The sequence below is a fragment of the Polaribacter sp. Z022 genome (genome assembly GCF_023555495.1).
In the GTDB taxonomy this organism is placed as follows: domain Bacteria; phylum Bacteroidota; class Bacteroidia; order Flavobacteriales; family Flavobacteriaceae; genus Polaribacter.
Map to the genome: position 1 here is coordinate 14,775 of NZ_JALCZO010000006.1, position 20,892 is coordinate 35,666.

At 27.6% G+C, this 20,892-nt stretch carries 24 protein-coding genes; 11 read left to right on the forward strand and 13 right to left on the reverse strand.

The features are described from left to right. Nucleotide 1: 1 nt before the first annotated feature. From MPF13_RS12865 to MPF13_RS12880, 4 genes are all read right to left on the reverse strand, one after another. The gene (locus MPF13_RS12865; protein WP_249983146.1) at nucleotides 2–547 is read right to left on the reverse strand and encodes a YceI family protein; all 546 of its coding nucleotides are present in this window, start codon (nucleotides 545–547) and stop codon (nucleotides 2–4) included. Nucleotides 548–559: 12 nt separating this feature from the next. Next, complete coding sequence (locus MPF13_RS12870; protein WP_249983148.1) at nucleotides 560–976, reverse strand: OB-fold protein; 417 nt, start codon at nucleotides 974–976, stop codon at nucleotides 560–562. 11 nt (nucleotides 977–987) lie between these two features. Next, nucleotides 988–1,344 carry a c-type cytochrome gene (locus tag MPF13_RS12875; protein ID WP_249983150.1) on the reverse strand — a complete coding sequence of 119 codons (357 nt, stop codon included), beginning with the start codon at nucleotides 1,342–1,344 and terminating at the stop codon, nucleotides 988–990. Between the two features lie 144 nt (nucleotides 1,345–1,488). After that, a complete protein-coding gene (locus MPF13_RS12880) occupies nucleotides 1,489–2,577 on the reverse strand; it encodes a LytR/AlgR family response regulator transcription factor (RefSeq protein WP_249983151.1) in 1,089 nt (362 codons plus the stop codon). Nucleotides 2,578–2,727: 150 nt separating this feature from the next. Between MPF13_RS12880 and MPF13_RS12885 the strand changes: the two genes are divergently transcribed. The 4 genes from MPF13_RS12885 to MPF13_RS12900 all read left to right on the forward strand — a co-directional run bounded on the left by MPF13_RS12885 (nucleotide 2,728) and on the right by MPF13_RS12900 (nucleotide 5,297). Continuing rightward, the gene (locus MPF13_RS12885) at nucleotides 2,728–3,165 is read left to right on the forward strand and encodes an OB-fold protein (RefSeq protein ID WP_249983153.1); all 438 of its coding nucleotides are present in this window, start codon (nucleotides 2,728–2,730) and stop codon (nucleotides 3,163–3,165) included. Further along, on the forward strand, nucleotides 3,158–3,703 hold the full coding sequence (locus MPF13_RS12890; RefSeq protein WP_249983162.1) for a YceI family protein: 546 nt from the start codon (nucleotides 3,158–3,160) through the stop codon (nucleotides 3,701–3,703). The genes MPF13_RS12885 and MPF13_RS12890 overlap by 8 nt, the downstream gene beginning before the upstream one ends. Beyond that, the gene (locus tag MPF13_RS12895; RefSeq protein WP_249983164.1) at nucleotides 3,693–4,592 is read left to right on the forward strand and encodes a DUF5777 family beta-barrel protein; all 900 of its coding nucleotides are present in this window, start codon (nucleotides 3,693–3,695) and stop codon (nucleotides 4,590–4,592) included. The genes MPF13_RS12890 and MPF13_RS12895 overlap by 11 nt, the downstream gene beginning before the upstream one ends. A 402-nt stretch (nucleotides 4,593–4,994) precedes the next feature. Beyond that, nucleotides 4,995–5,297, forward strand: coding sequence for a hypothetical protein (locus MPF13_RS12900; RefSeq protein WP_249983166.1), 303 nt, complete (start codon nucleotides 4,995–4,997; stop codon nucleotides 5,295–5,297). 149 nt (nucleotides 5,298–5,446) lie between these two features. On the opposite strand, the gene MPF13_RS12905 is transcribed toward MPF13_RS12900, so the two are convergent. Next, nucleotides 5,447–5,863 carry a hypothetical protein gene (locus MPF13_RS12905; RefSeq protein WP_249983168.1) on the reverse strand — a complete coding sequence of 139 codons (417 nt, stop codon included), beginning with the start codon at nucleotides 5,861–5,863 and terminating at the stop codon, nucleotides 5,447–5,449. Further along, a complete protein-coding gene (locus MPF13_RS12910) occupies nucleotides 5,850–6,434 on the reverse strand; it encodes an RNA polymerase sigma factor (protein ID WP_249983170.1) in 585 nt (194 codons plus the stop codon). Before MPF13_RS12910 ends, MPF13_RS12905 begins: the two co-directional genes overlap by 14 nt. A gap of 149 nt (nucleotides 6,435–6,583) precedes the next feature. Here MPF13_RS12910 and MPF13_RS12915 point away from each other — a divergent pair, with 149 nt between their 5' ends. The 7 genes from MPF13_RS12915 to MPF13_RS12945 all read left to right on the forward strand — a co-directional run bounded on the left by MPF13_RS12915 (nucleotide 6,584) and on the right by MPF13_RS12945 (nucleotide 13,929). Continuing rightward, nucleotides 6,584–6,964, forward strand: coding sequence for a DUF6249 domain-containing protein (locus MPF13_RS12915; RefSeq protein WP_249983172.1), 381 nt, complete (start codon nucleotides 6,584–6,586; stop codon nucleotides 6,962–6,964). Nucleotides 6,965–7,060: 96 nt separating this feature from the next. After that, on the forward strand, nucleotides 7,061–8,374 hold the full coding sequence (locus MPF13_RS12920) for a hypothetical protein (RefSeq protein WP_249983174.1): 1,314 nt from the start codon (nucleotides 7,061–7,063) through the stop codon (nucleotides 8,372–8,374). A 3-nt stretch (nucleotides 8,375–8,377) separates the two neighbouring features. Further along, on the forward strand, nucleotides 8,378–9,706 hold the full coding sequence (locus MPF13_RS12925; RefSeq protein ID WP_249983176.1) for a M28 family peptidase: 1,329 nt from the start codon (nucleotides 8,378–8,380) through the stop codon (nucleotides 9,704–9,706). Then, nucleotides 9,707–10,282 carry a YdeI/OmpD-associated family protein gene (locus MPF13_RS12930; protein WP_249983177.1) on the forward strand — a complete coding sequence of 192 codons (576 nt, stop codon included), beginning with the start codon at nucleotides 9,707–9,709 and terminating at the stop codon, nucleotides 10,280–10,282. It abuts the gene before it with no gap. An 81-nt stretch (nucleotides 10,283–10,363) separates the two neighbouring features. Beyond that, nucleotides 10,364–10,543 (forward strand): hypothetical protein, encoded by a 180-nt coding sequence (locus MPF13_RS12935; RefSeq protein ID WP_249983178.1) that lies wholly within the window; start codon nucleotides 10,364–10,366, stop codon nucleotides 10,541–10,543. Between the two features lie 68 nt (nucleotides 10,544–10,611). After that, complete coding sequence (locus MPF13_RS12940; protein ID WP_249983179.1) at nucleotides 10,612–12,987, forward strand: zinc-dependent metalloprotease; 2,376 nt, start codon at nucleotides 10,612–10,614, stop codon at nucleotides 12,985–12,987. Between the two features lie 63 nt (nucleotides 12,988–13,050). Continuing rightward, on the forward strand, nucleotides 13,051–13,929 hold the full coding sequence (locus tag MPF13_RS12945) for a TIGR01777 family oxidoreductase (RefSeq protein ID WP_249983180.1): 879 nt from the start codon (nucleotides 13,051–13,053) through the stop codon (nucleotides 13,927–13,929). Nucleotides 13,930–13,933: 4 nt separating this feature from the next. On the opposite strand, the gene MPF13_RS12950 is transcribed toward MPF13_RS12945, so the two are convergent. The 7 genes from MPF13_RS12950 to MPF13_RS12980 form a co-directional block, all read right to left on the reverse strand. Next, nucleotides 13,934–14,383, reverse strand: coding sequence for a hypothetical protein (locus MPF13_RS12950; protein WP_249983181.1), 450 nt, complete (start codon nucleotides 14,381–14,383; stop codon nucleotides 13,934–13,936). Nucleotides 14,384–14,459: 76 nt separating this feature from the next. Further along, nucleotides 14,460–14,627, reverse strand: a complete 168-nt coding sequence (locus MPF13_RS12955; protein ID WP_249983182.1) for a hypothetical protein — start codon at nucleotides 14,625–14,627, stop codon at nucleotides 14,460–14,462. A 17-nt stretch (nucleotides 14,628–14,644) separates the two neighbouring features. Then, nucleotides 14,645–18,406 (reverse strand): DUF8693 domain-containing protein, encoded by a 3,762-nt coding sequence (locus MPF13_RS12960; RefSeq protein WP_249983183.1) that lies wholly within the window; start codon nucleotides 18,404–18,406, stop codon nucleotides 14,645–14,647. 125 nt (nucleotides 18,407–18,531) lie between these two features. Continuing rightward, nucleotides 18,532–19,161 (reverse strand): YceI family protein, encoded by a 630-nt coding sequence (locus MPF13_RS12965; protein WP_249983184.1) that lies wholly within the window; start codon nucleotides 19,159–19,161, stop codon nucleotides 18,532–18,534. A 4-nt stretch (nucleotides 19,162–19,165) separates the two neighbouring features. Then, nucleotides 19,166–19,432, reverse strand: coding sequence for an acyl-CoA-binding protein (locus MPF13_RS12970; RefSeq protein ID WP_249983185.1), 267 nt, complete (start codon nucleotides 19,430–19,432; stop codon nucleotides 19,166–19,168). Nucleotides 19,433–19,437: 5 nt separating this feature from the next. After that, nucleotides 19,438–20,094, reverse strand: coding sequence for a phosphatidylserine decarboxylase family protein (locus MPF13_RS12975; protein ID WP_249983186.1), 657 nt, complete (start codon nucleotides 20,092–20,094; stop codon nucleotides 19,438–19,440). A gap of 2 nt (nucleotides 20,095–20,096) precedes the next feature. Next, nucleotides 20,097–20,891, reverse strand: a complete 795-nt coding sequence (locus MPF13_RS12980) for a phosphatidate cytidylyltransferase (protein ID WP_249983187.1) — start codon at nucleotides 20,889–20,891, stop codon at nucleotides 20,097–20,099. Between the last annotated feature and the right edge of the window lies 1 nt (nucleotide 20,892).

Below are 20,892 nucleotides of genomic sequence, written 5' to 3' on the forward strand. Positions count from 1 at the left end.
TTTATTTTTGGTATGGTTTATAATTAAATTGAAAAGTAACTTTTATGTCTTTTGCAATATTTTTTACTACTACTTTAGGAATTTTTATATCAAAATCTGCAACTTTTAAAAAGAATTCTCCTGTTAACAAGATACTTTCTTTTGTTTTAGTAATTGTTGCTGGCACTATAATTTCTTTGGTTTTACCATGAATAGAAATTGCTCCTTTTACCTCTACTTTTGTTTTAGATTCTGTTAAGTTATTAAAATTTAAAATATCTCCTTTAAAAATTGCTTTTGGATATTTATCTGACTCTACATAGTTTTCATTAAAATGTTCTTGCATCAATGCTTTTTCGAACATAAAAGATTTCATTAAAATAGATATAGCAATATTTCCTTTAGTAGCATCTATAATACTTAAAACTTGGTTATTGTCTGCTTTAATATCTTCCATTGGCGCAGAAGAAAAGAACGCTACTTCTCCGTTTTTGGTTAAAAAACGATCTTGTGCATTGGTTATATTTACCAATAAAAGGCAAATTAAAACTGCATATAAATTTTTCATTTTTATTGGTTTTTAGTTAATTAATTCACATTTTACCAAAATAACATCCATTAAATATCCAGTACAAATGCCTTTTACAGAAACGGTTTGTCCTTTTTTTAATGTATTTATTTTTTGAGTTGCTTCTGCAGATAAATGGCATAAAACGTTTCCAAAATCATCATTAGTTTCTAAAGAAATTATTCCTTTTTCTTTTACAATTTCGGTTTTAGAAACAGTACCAGAAACCTGAATTATTTTATCTAAATACGTAATATTTGCTTTGCTTTCATCCGTAGAAAAATCGTTTATAATTTTATTAGCTGTAAGCGTAATATCAGATTTAGAGCTTCCAACATTAACATGTGGTTTGTTATACATTTTATATGCAACAAAAACACCTATAATAGCTATAATTAAAACTGTTATTAATAATTTGTTTTTATTCATAACATTTGTTTTTAATTATCTAAAGCTCCACTATCTACCCAACATGCAATTGCATCTATTTCTTCTTGTGTTAAACTACCTCCTTGTGGCATTCTACCACTAACTACTGCTCCTTTTACACTACTTGCACTTGCACTTATTAAAGCATAAGAAGTTAAATTTGGCGAGTTTCCTCCTACTCCATGACAACCAATACAATTAGCGTCTATAATTGGTTTTACATTTGTTGCAAATGAAATATCTGCACAAGGATCTACTTCTTCTTGTTCTTCAACTATAGTTTCTTCTACGTTAGTTAAACATGAAGCAAAAAAGACAGAAATAAGAAGTATAAAAAACTCTTTTTTAATTTTTAAGTTACTTTTCATAATTGTTAGTTTAAATTGGTTTTGTATTGTAAAGTAACTAATAAAAAGGACTTTAACCAATATTAAACTGTTTGAGAAGGAAATAAAAATGGTTAAAAGGGAAAAAAAAGGCTTGAATTAGAGTGAAAAACTTTTCTTTAAATACTATATGTTAAGCCACTGTTTAAATTCGGCAGCTTTGTTTTTACTGATAATTATTTCTTCTGAAGTTTTTGATTGCAATAAAATTTTAAGTTGACTTTTTCCGTATTTAATAATTTTATCTATTGCAGTTATACTTATTATAAATTGTCTGTTTGCTCTAAAAAATAATGTTGCATCTAAGTTACTATACATATCATCTAAACTTGCATTTGTGGTAGATCTTTTACCATCAAAACAAACAACATAAGTAATTGTGTTTTCTGTATAAACGTAAGCAATATCTTTAATAGGTATGGGTACTAACTCATTTCTAACATAAGTTAAAATTCTTGTTTTTGCTATTTCTAAAGTTTCTTCTACAGGGTTTTCTTCTACTACTTTTTCTTTATACGAAACCAAATCTGTATTTAATTTAGATAAGTTTATTACCTCTGTTGCTAAGTTAGAATTCTTTAATTCTAATTGCTTTTCATAAGCACTACCAATAACTCTTACTGCTACAAAAGATAATACAATAACTAAAATACCCATAATTAGAAAAATGAGATAAAAGTTTCTTTTTAAAACACTCATTTGGGTTTGTATGCTATTTACATTTACATTAGCTGCAACAATTAAATCTGAATTTTTAATGGGTGAAATATGAATAACTTCAAAAGATATTTCTGTGTTAGATTTCGATTTTCTTTTTACTAATATATCATACAAATCGTCTGAATTATTTTTTTCTTTTAAAGATGATAATAAAGTTTGATTAGAATTTACTACTTGTCCAACCTTTGTAATATCTGGATGACAAACTTCTTTGCCTCCCCAATTAAAAACACTTATAAACCAAGTATCGCTATTAGAATCTGTAATAGTTTTTTGAATGTTTTTTATTACTTCCTCTTTTTTTATACCAGAAGATAATTGGAAATCTATAAATTTAGCAACCTCATTTGCTTCTCTTTTGCTAGACTCTACCTGTACTTCTATTAATTGGTTTGCACTAACTCTTATAAAATATTGTGATGCAATTGCAGCAATTAATAAAAAAATAACTGCTATAGATAAAAACGTTAAAAAGTATAATTTGTCTTTTTTCATGCTCTATTTAAAAATTGAAATATACTATTATTCTTTTTCTTTTTAGAATCGTTTTTTCCATTTTAAGACTTATTTTTCGGCTTTGACATATTTTTTCTCAAAATTATTGCTACAATTAGTTACTTTGAAATATCTTTCTGATTCTATTTTATGAAACATAAAAACAAACTTTTTTTAATTATAGTTATCTTTTTACTTTTGGTAAATGGCTATTTTTATGTGATTCCATATTTTAAAAGTACTCACCAAAATTTAGAATTAGTTGCTTCAGATGTTTCTATAAACTCTAATGATTTAATTAATTTATATGTAGAAAGTGAAACAGAAACCAACAAATTATATTCTGGAAAAATTATTGAAGTAAAAGGAACTGTTAAAGAAGTTACTTTTTTAAATAACAGAAATACAGTAATATTGTATGGCAATCATAAAACTTCTGGTATTATTTGCGATATCCATGAAAGTCAAATTGAAAAAATTAAAAAATTAAAAAAACATCAAAAAGTAGTTGTAAAAGGTATTTGCAAAGGTTTTTTAAAAGATGTTGTATTATTAAATTGTTATATAGATTTAAAACTGAATGAATAAAATTTTACCCTTATTTTTATTAATCACATTTTTTACTGATTTTAATTCAGAAAAAAACCAATTTATTGCAAGACAAGGACAAGTTTCTTTCTTTTCTTATGCTTCTGTAGAAAATATTGAAGCTCAAAACAATCAGGTTTTAAGCATTTTAGATATTACAAACAAAAAGATTGCAGTTAGTATGTTAATGCGAGCTTTTGTATTTAAAAAAGACTTAATGTATGAGCATTTTAATGAAAGTTATATAGAATCAGACATCTATCCTAAAGCCACTTTTGAAGGAGATATATTAGATTTTGATGCTTCTCTAAACAAACAAACTAAAATTGTTAGAGGCAAATTAACCATACATGGCATTACAAAAGAAATAGACATAAAAACAACAATAGAAAAGATAAATAACCAATATAAACTTACTGGCGAATACAATGTATTTGTAAAAGATTTTGATATTAAAATACCTCCAATTTTGGCTGGTAATATTGCAAAAATGATAACTATTAAATTTAGCTTTCAATACCAATCTTATGAAGAATAATAAAATATATCTGCTTTTTGTAATATTTGTTATAGCAAATTCTTCTATAAAAGCACAAAGCTTATTAGATAAGTTAGACAAAGAATATCCTGTAGAAACAACTTATGAAATTGCAACTTTTAAAATGACCAGAATTGGTTTAGGACATTCTATAGAAACACGTAAAAAAGGTGCTTTAGAAATTTCTTTATACAACCGCTATTGGAACATTCCTAATTTTGGTGGAGAACGTTTTTTAGCAGATAAAGTTAGCACACGTTATGGATTAGAATATGCTTTTACAGATAATTTTACAATGGGTTTTGGCTATACAAATTTTGATAAAATTTCTGAAGGATATTTAAAATACAGACTTATAAAACAGCAAAAAGGAAGCAAAAAAACACCTATTTCTGTTACATTATTACAAACTATATCTAACAGAAAAATAACAGATACAAATCTTTATGGCAAAGAAACTAAAACAAATAACTACGCTTTTACAAGTCAGGTTTTAATTGCCAGAAAATTTAATCCAAATTTATCTTTACAAATTGCACCTACTTTTATTCATAAGAATAACAATACTAATTCTAACGATCCAAACAATCAGTTTGCTATTGGTTTTGGTGGAAGACATAAAATTAGTGGACACGCTTCTGTGGTTTCAGAATATTATTATGTTTCAAATCCTTTAAAATCTGTTGAAACTTTTAATACTTTTATGGTAGGTGTTAATTGGGAGTTAAGCCATTTATTATTACAGTTTCATATAACAAATGCTCGTAATTTTGCAGAAGATACTTTTATAACGCAAACCAAACACAACTTTAATTTTAAAGATCCTAATTTAAATTTTGGATTTAATGCAACTTTTATATTGCATACAAAAAAGAAGAAACTAAAGTAATAACTAGTGTTTTTACTGTTGATTTTCTGAATCAAAAAACTTAACTTCGTTAACGTAGATTATAAGTAATTAAAACGGACGTAATAATTGTCTTAAGTTGTAAACAAGTTAATCAAAAACCTCTGAATTGAAAATAAAACAGAATTACTTAAAAGGTAAATCCATTTTCAAAGTTTCGTTACTCGTAATCGGAATTACTGTTCTGACTGTTTATCTGACTGGTATTAATTACAATCGAAGTCTGACTTCTAATCTTTATTTGTCTCTCGGAATTATTGCAATTTCACTTTTCCTGTTTATGACTTAGGACTTTATAAAGGAATAGGACTGATTGACAATTTCCCTAAATTTAGGAATTTTAAACGAGGAGATATAATCGGAAATGCTTCACCTACATTCGAGATGCCATCAATTGATGTTGGAGATGGAATTGGTGGATTAATTTTATCAATACTCTTATGGATTGGAATGACAATTTTGATAGTTGTATTATTAATTGTGTTAGAGGCTGTATTTTGGTTTTCGATTTTTATAATTTTAGCAATGTTGTATTGGATTTTTTTCAGAGCATTAAAATTCGTTTTTAACAAATCAAAAGAGACAAAAGGAGATATTAGAAATTCAGCTATTTACTCATTGACTTACACTTTACTCTACGTTGGTTGGATTTTCGGAATCGTTTATCTAACTGAAATCATCAAATAAAGCCAGAAGGCAACAATTTATATAATCCTATGCTAGGGAAAGCTTGCGTTCGGATTTTCTATCTGATTTTTATTTGCTAAATTTAGTTATAATTCACGCAAATGAAACCTACACAAATACGTTAGCAAATCAACAAAAATTAATTAGAATTAGTAAACCCTTTTATCAAAATAACCTTTTAAGAAAACTAGTTGAGCAATAATCATTAATCCAAAAAAGAAAACTGCATACAAAACAATATTTGAAACAGATAAAGATTCAAAAAAGTTTGGCATCTGAAATTTATTTAAAAAAGAAAAATCGAATTCAGGAATACTAAAACTATATTCTTTCATCTGTTTAAAAGGAACAAATATTGCTACTAATAATAAACCTATAATTAATAGCCAACCTTTTTTAGTTATTAAAGCTTTTGGTTTAAAAACATTAGTTGCATACGTATTTTCTGTCAAAATACTTTGCATTATAGAAGCTGTAAAATCTACAGACGGTTTTTCTTGCGGAATTTCTAGTACATACTTTTTAGCAAATGCATCAAGTTTTTCTATGTTTTTATTTTCTTCCATAATGATTTATAATTTCTGGTTCTACATTTTCTTCTACAATAGCTAATAATTTTTTTCTAGCTCTGTGCAACTTTACTTTTAAATTAGCTTCAGAGAAATCTGTAATTTCTGTAATTTCTTTCAAACTTAATTCATCATAATAAAACATCCAAATAATAGAACGTTCTTCTTCTGGTAATTTATCTAAACAATCGCTTAAAATAATAGAACGTTCTTTTCTTTCTATACCTTCTAAAATATTTTCTACAGATTGTATTTGATTAAAAGTAAATTCGTTAATTTCTACATTACTATTATTTTTTTTATTCTTTTTAATAGCATCTAAACTTGTATGATATGCAATTCTATACAACCAAGTAGAAAATTTAGAATCTCCTTTAAACTTACTTAAATTTTTAAATGCTTTTATAAATGTATCTTGACTAATTTCTTCTGCTTCTTCCTTATTTTTAGTCATTTTATATGCCAAACTGTAAACCATGTTCTTATACTCATCAACAAGATAAGCAAATGCATTTGTATCTCCATTGATGACTTTAGTTATATAATGTTGGTTGTTCTGGTTAGTCATTTTATCTTTGACGACGTCTAATATAAATAGGTTACACTTTTAATTAAAAATATTTTTTTTTAGTTTTTTTGTAACCTTTATTTAAAAGCAATCGTCAAAGCTACAAACACAATAAAATTAATCATTTAAAAATTTAAAAAACATAAATTATGGAAGTAGCAGTTTTGGCAGTAATATTTGGTAGCATATTTGGAGTATTTTATTTATACTTTTCTACTAGAAACAAAGAACGTTTGGCATTAATAGAAAAAGGTGCAGATGCAAGTATTTTTATGTCTAGCAAAAAAAGAAATGCTGCTCCTTTTTGGAAAGTATTAATATTAAACTTAGGTTTATTAGCAATGGGAATTGGTGTAGGTATTCTTTTAGGAACATTGTTAAGTTACCATTTTGGGTATGAAGGTTCTTGGGAAAACAGACCTCAAAATGCTATAGATTCTGGAGTTTTTTATGCAGCATCAGTATTTTTATGTGCTGGAGGAGCTTTATTAATAGGCTTTAATCAAACAAAAAAATTAGATAAAGAATAAAAAATTTGTAAACTTTATTTTAAAACCATTTCAATTAATTTTGAAGTGGTTTTTTTGTTTTTAAAAAGTCTGTATATTAGAGCTAAATAATAGTAAATGAAAAACGATTATAAAGACAATAAATTTCAGAAACTTTTAGACAAGCTTCAGCAAGAAAGTTGGCAATTAGAATTGTTAATTTCTGGTTTTGCAATTTTTGGATTAATATCATCATTAGATCCTTTAGCAAGAATGGGACAAGAAGCATATGCTTCTGAAAGTTATTCTAAATTTTTCTATTTAGTTGCAAGTATTTCTTGTAAAGTTTTAATTGTAAACTTAATAATTCACGTAGTTTTAAGAGGTTTATGGATTGGTGCCATTGGTTTACGTTATGTGTCTGGAGAAATTGATTATGATGCCCTTAATTATAAAAAGCGGTTTACAAATCATCTTAAGAAAAAAGTAGGTTCTTTTGATAAATATATAGGCACTTTAGAAAATTATTGTAGCATATTATTTGCGGTTACTTTTTTGTATTTATTTTACATTATTTCTTTTTTTCTAATCTTTTTAGTAATTTTTATAGCTGGTTCTATTTTTTTAGATTCTGGTATCTTTTCTAAGATTGTTGGAGCAACTTTATTAGGTTTTTTTAGCATCTTTTTTCTATCCTTATCTTTAATCGTTTTTATAGATTTTGCAACCCAAGGTTATTTAAAGAAAAAAGAATGGACTTCATTTTTATATTTTCCTTTGTATAAAATATTTAGTGTATTAACGTTGTCTTTTTTATACAGACCACTTGTTTACAATTTTTTAGACAACAAATTCGGAAGAAGACTATTACTTGTTTTATTACCTGTTTATGTAGCTGTTTTTTATTTAACTACAGTTAACCATGTAAGATCTAATTACATAAACAAACAAGCAAACTCATCTATTAACTACGCAAATAACAATAACTATTTAAATAGTTTAGAAGAAAACAAAAACATTACCAAAGCTGCTATACAGTCTAAAATTATTGAAAAACCTTATTTAAAAATTTTTATTCCTTTTAGACAAAAAATAGAAGACATGGTTATAAATCAGAATAAAGATTTAAAAACAGAAGATGATATTAGAGGTTATAATAGCAACTTTTTTTCTTCTAATAAAAGAACAAAAGCCAAAGATAGCTTACAAACAAAATATTTAAATGCGTTTAAAAAAGCCTATACTTTAAAAATTGATAGTTTAAAAATTCAAACAGATTTTATAATAACAGAAATAAATAATCAATTAGGTTTTGAATCTATTTATAATATTAAAGAAATAACAGAAGGAAAACATATATTAAAAATCAACAGATTTATTACTTCTAACAAAACAAACAAAATAGTAAACGAACATGTAATAGAAATACCTTTTTGGTATTTTAAACAATAACAAATGAAAAAAATAACATTCCTATTATTAATTTTTACAATTACAATTACTGCTCAAACAGACCCAAAAATTTATGATATTATAAATGAAGTTTCTGCTAACAGAATTAAATCTGATATTAAAACTCTTACAGAATTTGGAACAAGAAATACTTTTTCTGACACCATTTCTAACACCAGAGGTATTGGTGCTGCAAGACGTTGGATAAAATCTGAATTTGATAAAATTTCTAAAAATTGTAATAATTGTATCAACACTTTTTATCAAAAGGATTTTGTAACAAAAAAAGGCAACAGAAGAGTACCTCATGATGCTTGGGTAGTAAATGTTGTTGCTGTGCAAAAAGGCACAAAATACCCTAATAGATATGTTATTATGAGTGGTGACATAGATTCTAGAGCAAGTAACACAATGGATTTTACAACAGATGCACCAGGTGCAAATGACAACGCTTCTGGAATGGCAGGAACTATTGAAGCTGCAAGGGTTTTAAGTAAATATAAATTTGAAAACAGTATTATTTATGTTGGTCTTTCTGGTGAAGAACAAGGTCTTTTTGGAGGTGCAGGATTCGCAAAATATGCCAAAGAAAAAGGTTGGGAAATTATAGGAATTTTAAACAATGATATGATTGGAAATATTACTGGAGTAGATGGTGTAATAGACAATCGTAGTTTTAGAATTTTTTCTGAACCTGTTCCTGCAAATGAAACAGAAAGACAACGTAAAATGCGTCGTTTTTATGGAGGTGAAGTAGATGGAATTTCTCGTCAATTAGCAAGATATACGTACAAAACAACAAAGACATATATGCCAGAAATGAATCCGATGATGATTTATAGATTGGATAGATTTGGAAGAGGAGGACATCATAGACCTTTTAACGATTTAGGATTTGCTGGTATTAGAATTATGGAAGCTCATGAAAATTATACACAACAACATCAAGATATTAGAATTGAAAACGGCATTAAATATGGAGATACTTTTGAGCACGTAAATTTTGGTTATGCAAAAAAGCTAACTGCTGTAAATGCAATTACTATGGCAAATTTAGCTTGGGCTCCTCCAAGTCCTACAGAAGTATCTATTGGCGGAATTGTACAAGCTTCAGCTAAATTAAAATGGAACAAAGTTATAGGTGCTAAAGGGTATAAAATTTATTGGAGAGATACTACATCTCCTACTTGGGATAATTCTAGGTATGTTGAAACTACAGAATTTACTTTAGATGGAATTGTTATTGATAACTTCTTTTTTGGAGTTGCTGCAGTAGGAAAAGATGGTCATGAAAGTGTGGTAGTTTTTCCAAATAAAATTTGGAGAAAATAGATGAATCAAAAACCAGAACTTTATTTTAAAAACGATACTGATTGGCGTAATTGGTTGTCTAAAAACTACAATACTTCTAATGGAGTTTATCTTATTTTTTACAAAGTAGAAAATGAAGAAGAATCTATGCGTTGGGAAGAAGCAGTAAAAGTAGCTTTATGTTATGGTTGGATAGACTCTACTGTTAAAAGCTTAGGAAATGGAAAAAGAAGGCAATATTTCTGTAAACGAAAAACTAAAAGTATTTGGAGTGCATTAAATAAAAAATATATTTTAGAATTAACTTCAAAAAATTTAATGCACAAAAGTGGACTTGAAATTATAGAAATTGGGAAACAAAATGGTTCTTGGACTGCATTAGACAGTGTAGAAAAAGGAATTATTCCAGAAGATTTACAAATAGAATTTAACAAAAACCCAAAAGCTTTTTCTAATTTTAAAAACTTTGCTCCTAGCTACAGAAAAAATTATTTATACTGGATTAATCAAGCTAAGAGAGAAGCCACAAGAACAAAAAGAATTACTGAAATTATAGATTTATGTTCTAAAAACATAAAATCTAGAAGTAATAGGTAATTTTTTTATCATAAAATTAACAGTTTTATCAATTTTCAAAAACTAACTTGTCCTCTTTAATTTAATCAACTCTCAAATTATATGAAGACAATCTATTCAAGTAAATTTAGAATAATTTGTTCATTGTTTTTAACTCTTGCTGTTTTAGGAGTTCAAGATACAAATGCACAATTTTGGAAAAAGAAAAAAAAGGAAGTTAAAAAAGCTGTTCCAACAAAAACACTCCTCCAAAAAAGAAAGGAAAATCGATTAAAGATTTAACTAAAAGCAGTAAAAAAATAGAAGGTTTATTTACTATTTATCAAGATACTGTAACAGGTTCTATTAAATTGTTAGTAAAAAAAGAACAGTTAAATAAAGATTTTATTTACTTCTCTCAAATAGCAGATGGTGTTGTAGATGCTGGTCAATTTAGAGGTGCTTACCAAGGATCTAGCGTATTTAACCTAAAAAAATACTATAACAAATTAGAGTTTTATGTACCAAACACTTCATTTTATTTTGATAAAAAAAGCGCCCTTTCTAAATCTGCTGCAGCTAATATTAGTGATGCAGTAATTGCAAGTGGTAAAATTTTAGCTTCAGATGATAAAAAAGGAGAATATTTAATTGATGCAAATGGATTATTTTTATCAGAAACATTTACAAGAATAAAAAGACCTAGAAGACCAGGAACTTCTCCTTTTGCTTTTAGTTTAGGAAGATTTGATAAAAATAAATCTAAAATTAATGAAATTAAAAACTATCCAGAAAACACAAATGTAAAAACAGAATATGTTTATAGCAATCCTTCAGTTTTAAATGGAGGTTCTAGAGCAGTAACAGATGGTAGAAACGTTTCTATAAAAGTTTTTCATACATTTATGAATATGCCAGAAGAAGATTATTCTCCTAGATTAGATGATCCTAGAGTTGGTTATTTCTTAACAGAAACTAATGACATGACTACTACTAAAACTATTAATTATAGAGATATGATTCATAGATGGAAGTTGGTTAAAAAGAATCCTGATGCAGCTTTGTCTGAACCTGTAACTCCAATTACTTGGTGGATTGAAAATACAACTCCATTAAAATGGAGAGAAACTATTAAAGAAGGTGTTTTAGCTTGGAATGTTGCTTTTGAAAAAGCAGGTTTTAAAAATGCAATGGTAGTTAAAGTACAACCAGATGATGCAGATTGGGATGCTGGTGATGTACGTTACAATGTTTTAAGATGGACTTCTTCTCCTAATCCTCCTTTTGGTGGTTATGGACCAAGTTTTGTTAACCCAAGAACTGGAGAAATTTTAGGTGCAGATATTATGTTAGAGTTTGTGCATTTTACAAATAGAGTTTTTGCAGATAAATTATATAATGATGCTGCTTCTAATATGAAATTAGAAACTTTAGAAGAAGTAAAAAACAAGCAACTAATTGAAAAACATAACCATAAGTTTTGTTCTATGGGTCATGTTATGCACAATAATATGCAATTAGGTTCTGCTGTTTTACAAGCTACTGGAGCTTCTGACTTAGATATGGATGCTTTGAAAAAAGAAGGAATGAAATCATTAATTATGCATGAAGTAGGTCATACTTTAGGATTGAATCATAATATGAAGGCAAGTCAGTTATTTTCTCCAGCTCAATTAGAAGACGCTGCTTTTATTAAAGGAAAAGCTTTAACTGGGTCTGTAATGGATTATGCAGGAATAAACATTACAAACGATAGAAGTAAACAAGGGCAATATGCAGATATGGCTGTTGGACCTTATGATGTTTGGGCAATTCAATTTGGATACCAAGATTTTAAAAATGATGCAGAAAGAAATGCAGTATTAAGTCAATCTACAAAACCAGAATTAATTTTTGGTAATGATGCAGATGATATGCGTTCTTCTAGCAATGGAATAGATCCAAGAGTTATGATTGGAGATTTATCTAACGATCAAATTACATATTCTGTAAATAGATTTAAGTTGGTAAATTCTATGATGAAAAACTTAAAAAATCAATTTACCAATAAAGGTGAAACTTATGAAGATTTAAGAAGAGCTTATTATACATTACAAAGTCAATCTTCTATTGCAGGTGGTGTAATTTCGAGATTTATTGGTGGTGTTTATGTAGATAGATCTACTTACGGACAAGAAGGAGGTACACAACCTTATACACCTGTAAGTTTAAAAGATCAAAAAAGAGCAATGGCTGCAATGAAAAAATACATTTTTGCACCTAATGCTTTTGATGTTCCTAAAGATGTATACAATTATTTAGCAAGACAAAGAAGAGGATATAATTTCTTTGGAAGAACAGAAGACCCTAAAATTCATGAACAAATTTTAGCATATCAAACAAGAACATTATCTCATTTAATGCACCCAAATACTTTACAAAGAATTTCTAATTCTGAAGTATATGGTAATCAATATAAACTGTCTTCTTTTATGACAGATTTAAATAATATGATGTTTAAACCAGATGTTTATGGAAGTATTAACTCTTTCCGTCAAAATTTACAAGCTGTTTATACAAAAAGATTAATTGAAATGATTTCAGGTAGAACTAGTAGTAGATTTACTACAGCTGCAAAATCTATGGCAATTTACAATCTTAAAAACATTAAAACTTGGGTAAGTAATGGAACTGGTGATTTAGCAACAAAAGCTCATAAAAATCATTTAAAAACATTAATTACTAATGCAATGAAAGAGATTAAATAATCTTATAAAATAATTCTATTACAAACCGCAATCTAATTGATTGCGGTTTTTTATTTTTACAATATGTCTAAAATATTAATTACTGGAGGTACAGGTTTAGTTGGTAAAAAACTAACAGAAATGTTAGTACAAAGAAAACACGAGGTAGCTATACTAAGTAGAAACCCAAAAAATAAAAATGAATTTAAATGGGATATATCTTCTAATTATATTGATGAAAATGCGTTAAAAAATACAGATTACATTATTCATTTAGCAGGAGCTAGTATAGCAGATAAACGTTGGACAAAAAACAGAAAACAACTTATAATTGATAGTAGGGTTGAATCTGCAAACTTGTTATTTAGAAAAGTAAGAGACTTAAAAATACACTTAAAAGGTTTTATTTCTGCTTCTGCTATTGGTTTTTATGGAACCTATACATCATCTAAAATATTTATAGAAACAGATAACTCTGGTAATGATTTTTTAGCAAAAGTCTGTAAAAAATGGGAAGCAGCTGCTTTACAATTTAAAAACGACAATACTCCTACTACTATTTTAAGAACTGGAATTGTTTTAACAAAAAAAGGGGGTGCTTTAGCCAAAATGAACACACCTATTATAACACCATTAGGTAATGGAAAACAATATATTTCTTGGATTCATATTGAAGATTTATGCCTAATGTATATAAAAGCTATAGAAGATAATTTTCATGGAATTTACAATGCTATAGCTCCAGATTACCAAACCAACAGTTCTTTTTCTAAATTATTAGCCAAAAATAATAACAAAACATATTTAAGAATAGGGGTCCCTAGTATTTTATTAAAAATTATGTTTGGAAAAATGTCTATCATTCTATTAAAAGGAAGTAGAATTTCAGCAAAAAAAATCGAAAAGAATAATTATTCTTTCCGATTTTCAAAGCTCCAAAAGGCTCTAAGTAACTTAAAATAATAGATTATTCAAGTTTACTTTCCTTCATTTTCCCCAGCCAAGTTCTTCCACCTAAAGTTGATTTATAGTAAACTACATCTTTTTCAACTTTTTCTATTTTGATTTTCATTTTTGTTCCTCTTTTAAAAGGAAAGTTAGGTATTGTAAAGTCTTCAATTGTAACATATACTAAATCTTCAGAAACCCAAAAAAGTTTCGATTTAATATAATGTTGTCTGTTATTGTGGTATTCATAGTGTTCGTTTCCTTTATAAACAACTTCTACTTCTCCTCCATCATAAATGTAGGTAAAAGTTTTATTGCTAACTAAAGGCTCTCCTTCAAACTCTTTTGCATCTTTATCAATAAAGTTTAGTGCAGTTGGGTTTAAAGTCATTAAGTAGTCTTGTGCGTTTACATAAACTGCAAATAATAATACTACTGCTAAGAATAATTTGTTTGTAAAATTTTTCATTTTGTTAAAGTTTAGGGGTTTATAAAATTATGTTTAGGGACTAAATTTTGATTCTTTAAAAAATTATATTTCTTTTTTAAAAATCTGTTCCAGGATTTACGATTGAAACAGAAGATGCTTGTGCTTTTTGCGGATTTAAAATTAAATAAGTGCCTAAAGCTGTTAAGGCAGCATATTTACCATAATTTCCAATTTTTTTTATGGCTTCTTTTCTTGTAATTTCTTTATTATTTTTATTATTCATTTTTATTAAAGTTAGGGTTACTTTAAAATAATTTTCTTACTAATTTTTTCTGATTTTGATTTTATTTGTGCAATATAAATTCCTGCATTTAATTTAGGCAAAACAATTTCTTGACTTTGTTTGTTTGCTAACTTGGTTGCATACATTTCTTTTCCTAGAACTGATATCAACTTAAATACAGTATCATCACTATCAACACCCAAAATCCTTACTACACCTTTGTTTGATTGATATAAAGAAAACTGAGGTTTTGTTTCAATATTTTGTACAGTTAAAGTTTTAGATGATGTGTGAATAAAGAAACGTCCTACTCCATTTATATCTTCTTCTAACGTTATTTTATAAGAAGCATCTGTTTCATCAATTCTTTTAAACACGTTTTCTTTTTTATCTTCTAAATAAATTTTAACTCCTTTTGGTATGTTTTTAAATTCTCCTTTAAATGTAATTTCAGAATCAACTTTGGCAATTACACCAACAGGTACAACCATAGATTCAAAATTACTATTAGGTAAAGCTTGTAAAGCATATTTAGTATCATCAATAGGAGCCACTAAATGCGTATAAATATCAAAACTTGAACTGTTTGCATTAAATAAACCAGCATCATATCCTTCATCTAATCCAGTTGTAGTACCTTTAATATATTTTACATGTGTATCTTTTTTAGAAGTACCATTATTTAAGGTTAATTTGATTTCAAATCTATCAGAATTACTTTTTAAGAAATGATTTCCAGATTGATGACTTTGCATATTTTCATTCAAAGTAATGTTTCCATTTGCATTAACTTTTACAAAATAAGCTTGTCCTGGTGCTAAGAATGTAGCATCTGAAGCATTATTAATAGGTTTATAAGTATTAGAATCTGTGTCCCAATAATAAATTGCTTTATATCCTGTTTCTAAAATAGAAAAATTTGTTGCCAAGTCTAAGATATTATTAGTGTTATCAGCAGAATTATTAACACTGATAAAAGATAAATAAGTATTTCCTATTAAGTTCCAACCATTTGCACCTAAAGTTACATTTTTATTTACATTTTCCGTTTTTAAATTTCCAGTAAAATTTATACTTCCTAAAGAGTTTAGTTTTACAGAATATCCTTCTCCTAAAGTAAAATTACCAGAAGTACTAGACCCATTAATATAATAATCCCAAGTTTTAGAAACATTATTATAAGTAGCCAAACCTCTTTTTGTTCCTGATGTGGCTATATTATTATTTGCAGAAACTAAAGCATCTATATCTTGGTTTTCTACTGGAGATGAAATTAAGTACCAATTACTACTATCTGTAATAGATTTACTAAAAGTTATATTACCTGTAGAAGTTCCATTAACTATAATTGAGCCACTACTTGTAGCATCAGTTTTAACTACAGTTGTACCAGTAGTATTTATATTTCCAGATACTGTAATTGATTTTCCAGTTTTTACATTAAGTGTTCCCTCTACTGAAACATCTGTAACAGTTATATTTTCTAGGTCTAAATGTGCTATTTTTCCTGAAGGAATAGAAACATTATCATTTGATGCAGGCAACCTACCTAAACTCCAATTAGAAGTAGAAGACCATACTCCATTTGTTGCTGTAAAAGTATTTGTTACTGCACTATTATTAATTGTAACAGAAAATTCTTTTTTATAATAATCACCTACATTTAAAGCTACATATTTAACTGTATAAGTTCCAGTTGTAGAATTAGAAACATCTATTTGACCTGTAGAGGAATTAATAGATAAACCTGAAGTACTTGTAAATGTACCTCCAGATATTCCTGTAATAGTAGGTGTTGGATCTAAACCGTAAATTGAATATGCATTAGAATCATATGAGAAATTAGAAAAATCATTATAATGTATTTCTATAAAGTTCTCAAGTACTTGTGCATAATCTCTAGAAAAATAAGGTACAGTTGCACTTCTACTATCTGACCTTCCATACTCAGAAGAATATGCTGACCCTAGATCTCTAACTCTTCTATTAACTTCGGTCATTAAACCATCTATGGTACCACCACCACCATTTACAGTTCCACCTCCACCAACAACAGAGTTTGCGTAAGATGTACTTCCAGAACCATGTCTAATATTACTATAATAATCACCAGCAAAATAAGAGTTATTTCCAGGATTTGTATCATCACAAGAACCTTGATCCGAGCCTGTTTTCACATGACTCGGAACGGTTCTATACCCCACGCTTCTGCTACAACCTGCATGTCCTAATGCAGCGTATTCTGTACCACCTGTGGTTTGCATTAATCCTCCAAAACTTTGAGAACCTCTAATTAGGTCTTCGAAAGTTAAATTTTGAAGGTTATTATTTATTAAATTTTTAATTGTTACTCTTGCTAATTCTGCAACATTAGTACTCGAATTATTTAAATCTTCATCAAAAGAACTACTTGGTAAATTATAACCTGCTTCAATTCTTGGTATAGAATGACTCTGACCATGTAAGTCTATATATAAGCCTTTTCCAAACTTAGAAGATACATCTGCACTTGCATCATCAATAAACCCATGATATGCATCAAAATAAGGCTTAGCAGAAGAATTTCCACAAGTAGCTACACTCTCATTTCTATTAGGGTCTAATTTATTTCTTCTTAGATTATTTATAATGATGTATGGGTATACTCCAAATTGTTCATAGCAATTCTTTTGAATTTCTCTAATTAAAATATCTGTATTATCATCCATTTCTCCAGTACCACAACCTCTAGTAGATAACTCACTACCAGTTAAAGTACCACCATGTGGAGCAGATATAATAACAGGCATTGTACCTGGTATGTATTCTATGTATTTTTTGCTTGAATTATAATATTGAGAAACTCCTGGAAAAGCACCTAATATTTCTACTTGATCTGTATACACTTTTGTGCAACTACCAGTTGTAATATAAGAAACTGTGTAAACTCCAACCGTTGATGCAGAAACATCTATAACTCCAGTTGAAGAATTAATTGATAATCCTGTAGTTGAACTAAAAATACCACTAGCACCTGTTACAGTTGGAGATAAATCTGAACTAGATTGTGTTGCACTAGATGTTGTATATTCAAATGTTGCAACATCTCCATCAGATATTGTAACGTTAAAAGTTGCACTATTTTGATTAGGAGCAGTAGTAGTATATGTTACTACATAACTTCCTAAAGTTGATGCAGAAAGATCTATTTGACCTGAAGTAGAGTTTAAAACTAATCCAGATGTAGAAGAAAAAGTTCCTCCTGTTTCACCTGTAACATTTGGTGTAGGATCTGTTTCTACCTGACAATATCCAGATTTAGAATAACTAAAAGAAGCATCATCTAAAACAACTACTTGATTTACTGCAAAATAAACTCTTTTAGAGATTTCTCCACCAGAACCTGGAATGTTATCAAAATTACTATCATTAACCGTTAATACGTCTACACCATCTACATTTATAGTAGCATAACCACTTCCATTCCAACCATCACCATATAAATCATAAATTTTAACAGAATAACCAGCATTAGCAGATGAATTTACTGTTACACTAGTAACACTTGGAGAAGATATATTATCAAAAGCAGCATTTCCTGAACCTGTATAACCATTATCAACAGTAGCTAAGACAGTACCATTAACTGCTAAAAGTTCAATTTTATTTTCAGAGGACCAATTAGGCCAATTAACAGTAATTTTAACATCTACGTTTTGAGAAAAAGTTTGAAAACAAATTAAAGAGAATATTAAGACAATTGAATGACTTAAATTTTTAGGGGAAAAAATTTTATTCATTGGTTTTAGGGGGCCAAAAAAGTATCTATTTAATACTTAATTATTAATTTTTAGGGGTTAATTAATTTTAAATATGCTCAAATATATATATTTTTTTTTATAAAACTTATAAAAAATAAAAAAATCTAAAAAGTAGACTTAATATTAAGTGCTACATCACTCCAAGTTTTTGAAACTCCATCAGCACCTTTATGCAAATCTTTACATATAGCATTTAATGATTCTAACGCTTTAATAGCTTTCCAATTAGAAACATCCATAGTGGCATTCATAGAAAAAGTATTTCCTTTTATTGTATAAGTAAATGGAACTTTTTCTGTTACTTCATTCATTTTAATGTTTGCGAAACCTAAAGAATCATTTTCTATAATTAACTTTCCTGATAATAGTTTTGTGTTAGCCATAACTCCGAAAAAGTATTTCTTTATTTTAAAATCTCTACTAGTGTCTTTAGTAAAAATACTTTTAATTGGAATTGAAAATTCTGTTTGATTAATAGCTTCCTTTATAGTATTACCATCTCCTCCAGAAGTAATATCAACTTTTTTAAACTGTCCTCCAACTGGAACTTTATCTGTTGTTTTATATGCTGTAAAGTTAATTTCATTTGCTGCTTTTGATAAAGAATATTTTGAAGTTATTTTTTTTACCTCAACAGTATCTCCTTTACTATAATCTGCTTTTTTTTCTGATTTACAAGATGAAAAATTAAATACAACTACTAACAATAAAGATAAAACTACTATTTTTTTCATGATATTATTTTTTTTGATTTAAAACCGATTCTGCAAGTTTAATATATTCATTTTTAGCTTCTTCAGAAGACATACCGTTTAATTGCATCCATGCATTAAATTTAAAAGCACTTCTTACATTAGAACCGCTATTAAAAGAAAACTTATTACCAAAATTTGCTTGCTTATTATAAGCATAAAATTTAAGCATAATATCTGGAGCAATCGCTTTTCTTAATTTAGAAATTTTATCGAAAGCTTCTTTAAACCTAATGTCTAAATCCGATTCCATAAAAATTATTTTTCTGCAATTACTTGGATACCTCCTTTTACAACATCTCCTATTGAAACATTTAATTTTGTACCAAGAGGCAAATAAAGATCAACTCTAGATCCAAATTTTATAAAGCCAGCATCTGTACCTTGTACTACCTTATCTCCTTCTTTTGCATAATTTACAATTCGTTTTGCTAAAGCACCTGCAATTTGTCTATACAAAACATCGCCAAAGGATTTATTATTTATAACTACAGATGTTCTTTCATTATCTGTAGATGCCTTTGGGTGCCATGCAACTAAGTATTTACCTGGGTGATATTTACTGTATTTTATTATACCACTCATTGTGTATCTTGTAACATGAACATTTATTGGAGACATAAAAATAGAAACCTGTAACCTTTTATCTTTAAAATATTCTGGTTCTTCTACCTCTTCAATTACAACTACTTTACCATCAACTGGAGCAACTAATGCATGTTCATTTAAAGGAGCAACTCTTTTAGGGTTTCTAAAAAATTGTAATACAATTATTAAAAAAACAATGATTATAATTTGAATTGTTTTTACCAACCATAGAATATCTATGAATTTTTCTGCTAATAATATACCTGCAATAGATAATATTAAAGCGATAGTAATTATTTTATATCCTTCTTTGTGAAAACGAATCATACTTAAATTATAAAATTAATATACAAATATACAAATGGTGCTGCAAATAGCAGACTATCTAACCTATCTAACATTCCTCCATGACCTGGCATTATATTTCCACTGTCTTTTATGTTAGCTTGTCTTTTAAACTTAGATTCTACCAAATCTCCAATTGTACCAATTACACTAACTATAAAGGCAATAATTAACCAATTAATTAGCGTAAAATCATTATTAAACTTACTAATTATAAAAGAAGCAAGTAAAGCAAATATTAAACCTCCTATAAATCCTTCTACTGTTTTTTTGGGAGAAACAGAAACAAATAATTTTGTTTTACCAAAGTTTTTACCTACCAAAAAAGCAAAACTATCATTAACCCAAATCATAATTAAAATAGCTATAATTAAATGTGGGTTATAACCTCCATTATATATAGGTAGTAATGTTAAAAATATCATAGAAAAAATAACATACCTAAATAGCAAACCAGACTTAGCTCTATCACTAGAAAAAGTAATTTCTTTTTTAGCAAATAAAGAGTAAATAAGAAAAGCAGATGAAATTAATGTAATTCCTAAAATACCAATTACAGCAAATCCTTCTGGTCTTTTAAGTAGTAGAAATAATGTTAAACAGTAAAATATATAACCTATTAAACTCTTAAAATCAATTAATTTAGAAAATTCCCAAACACACATTAAACCAAAGAATGTAGTTAAAACTATGTACGAATCTTTAGAATAAAGAATTGCAGATATAAAAATCAATACATATATAATGCCAGAAAGACTCCTTCTTAAAAGGTTACTCATA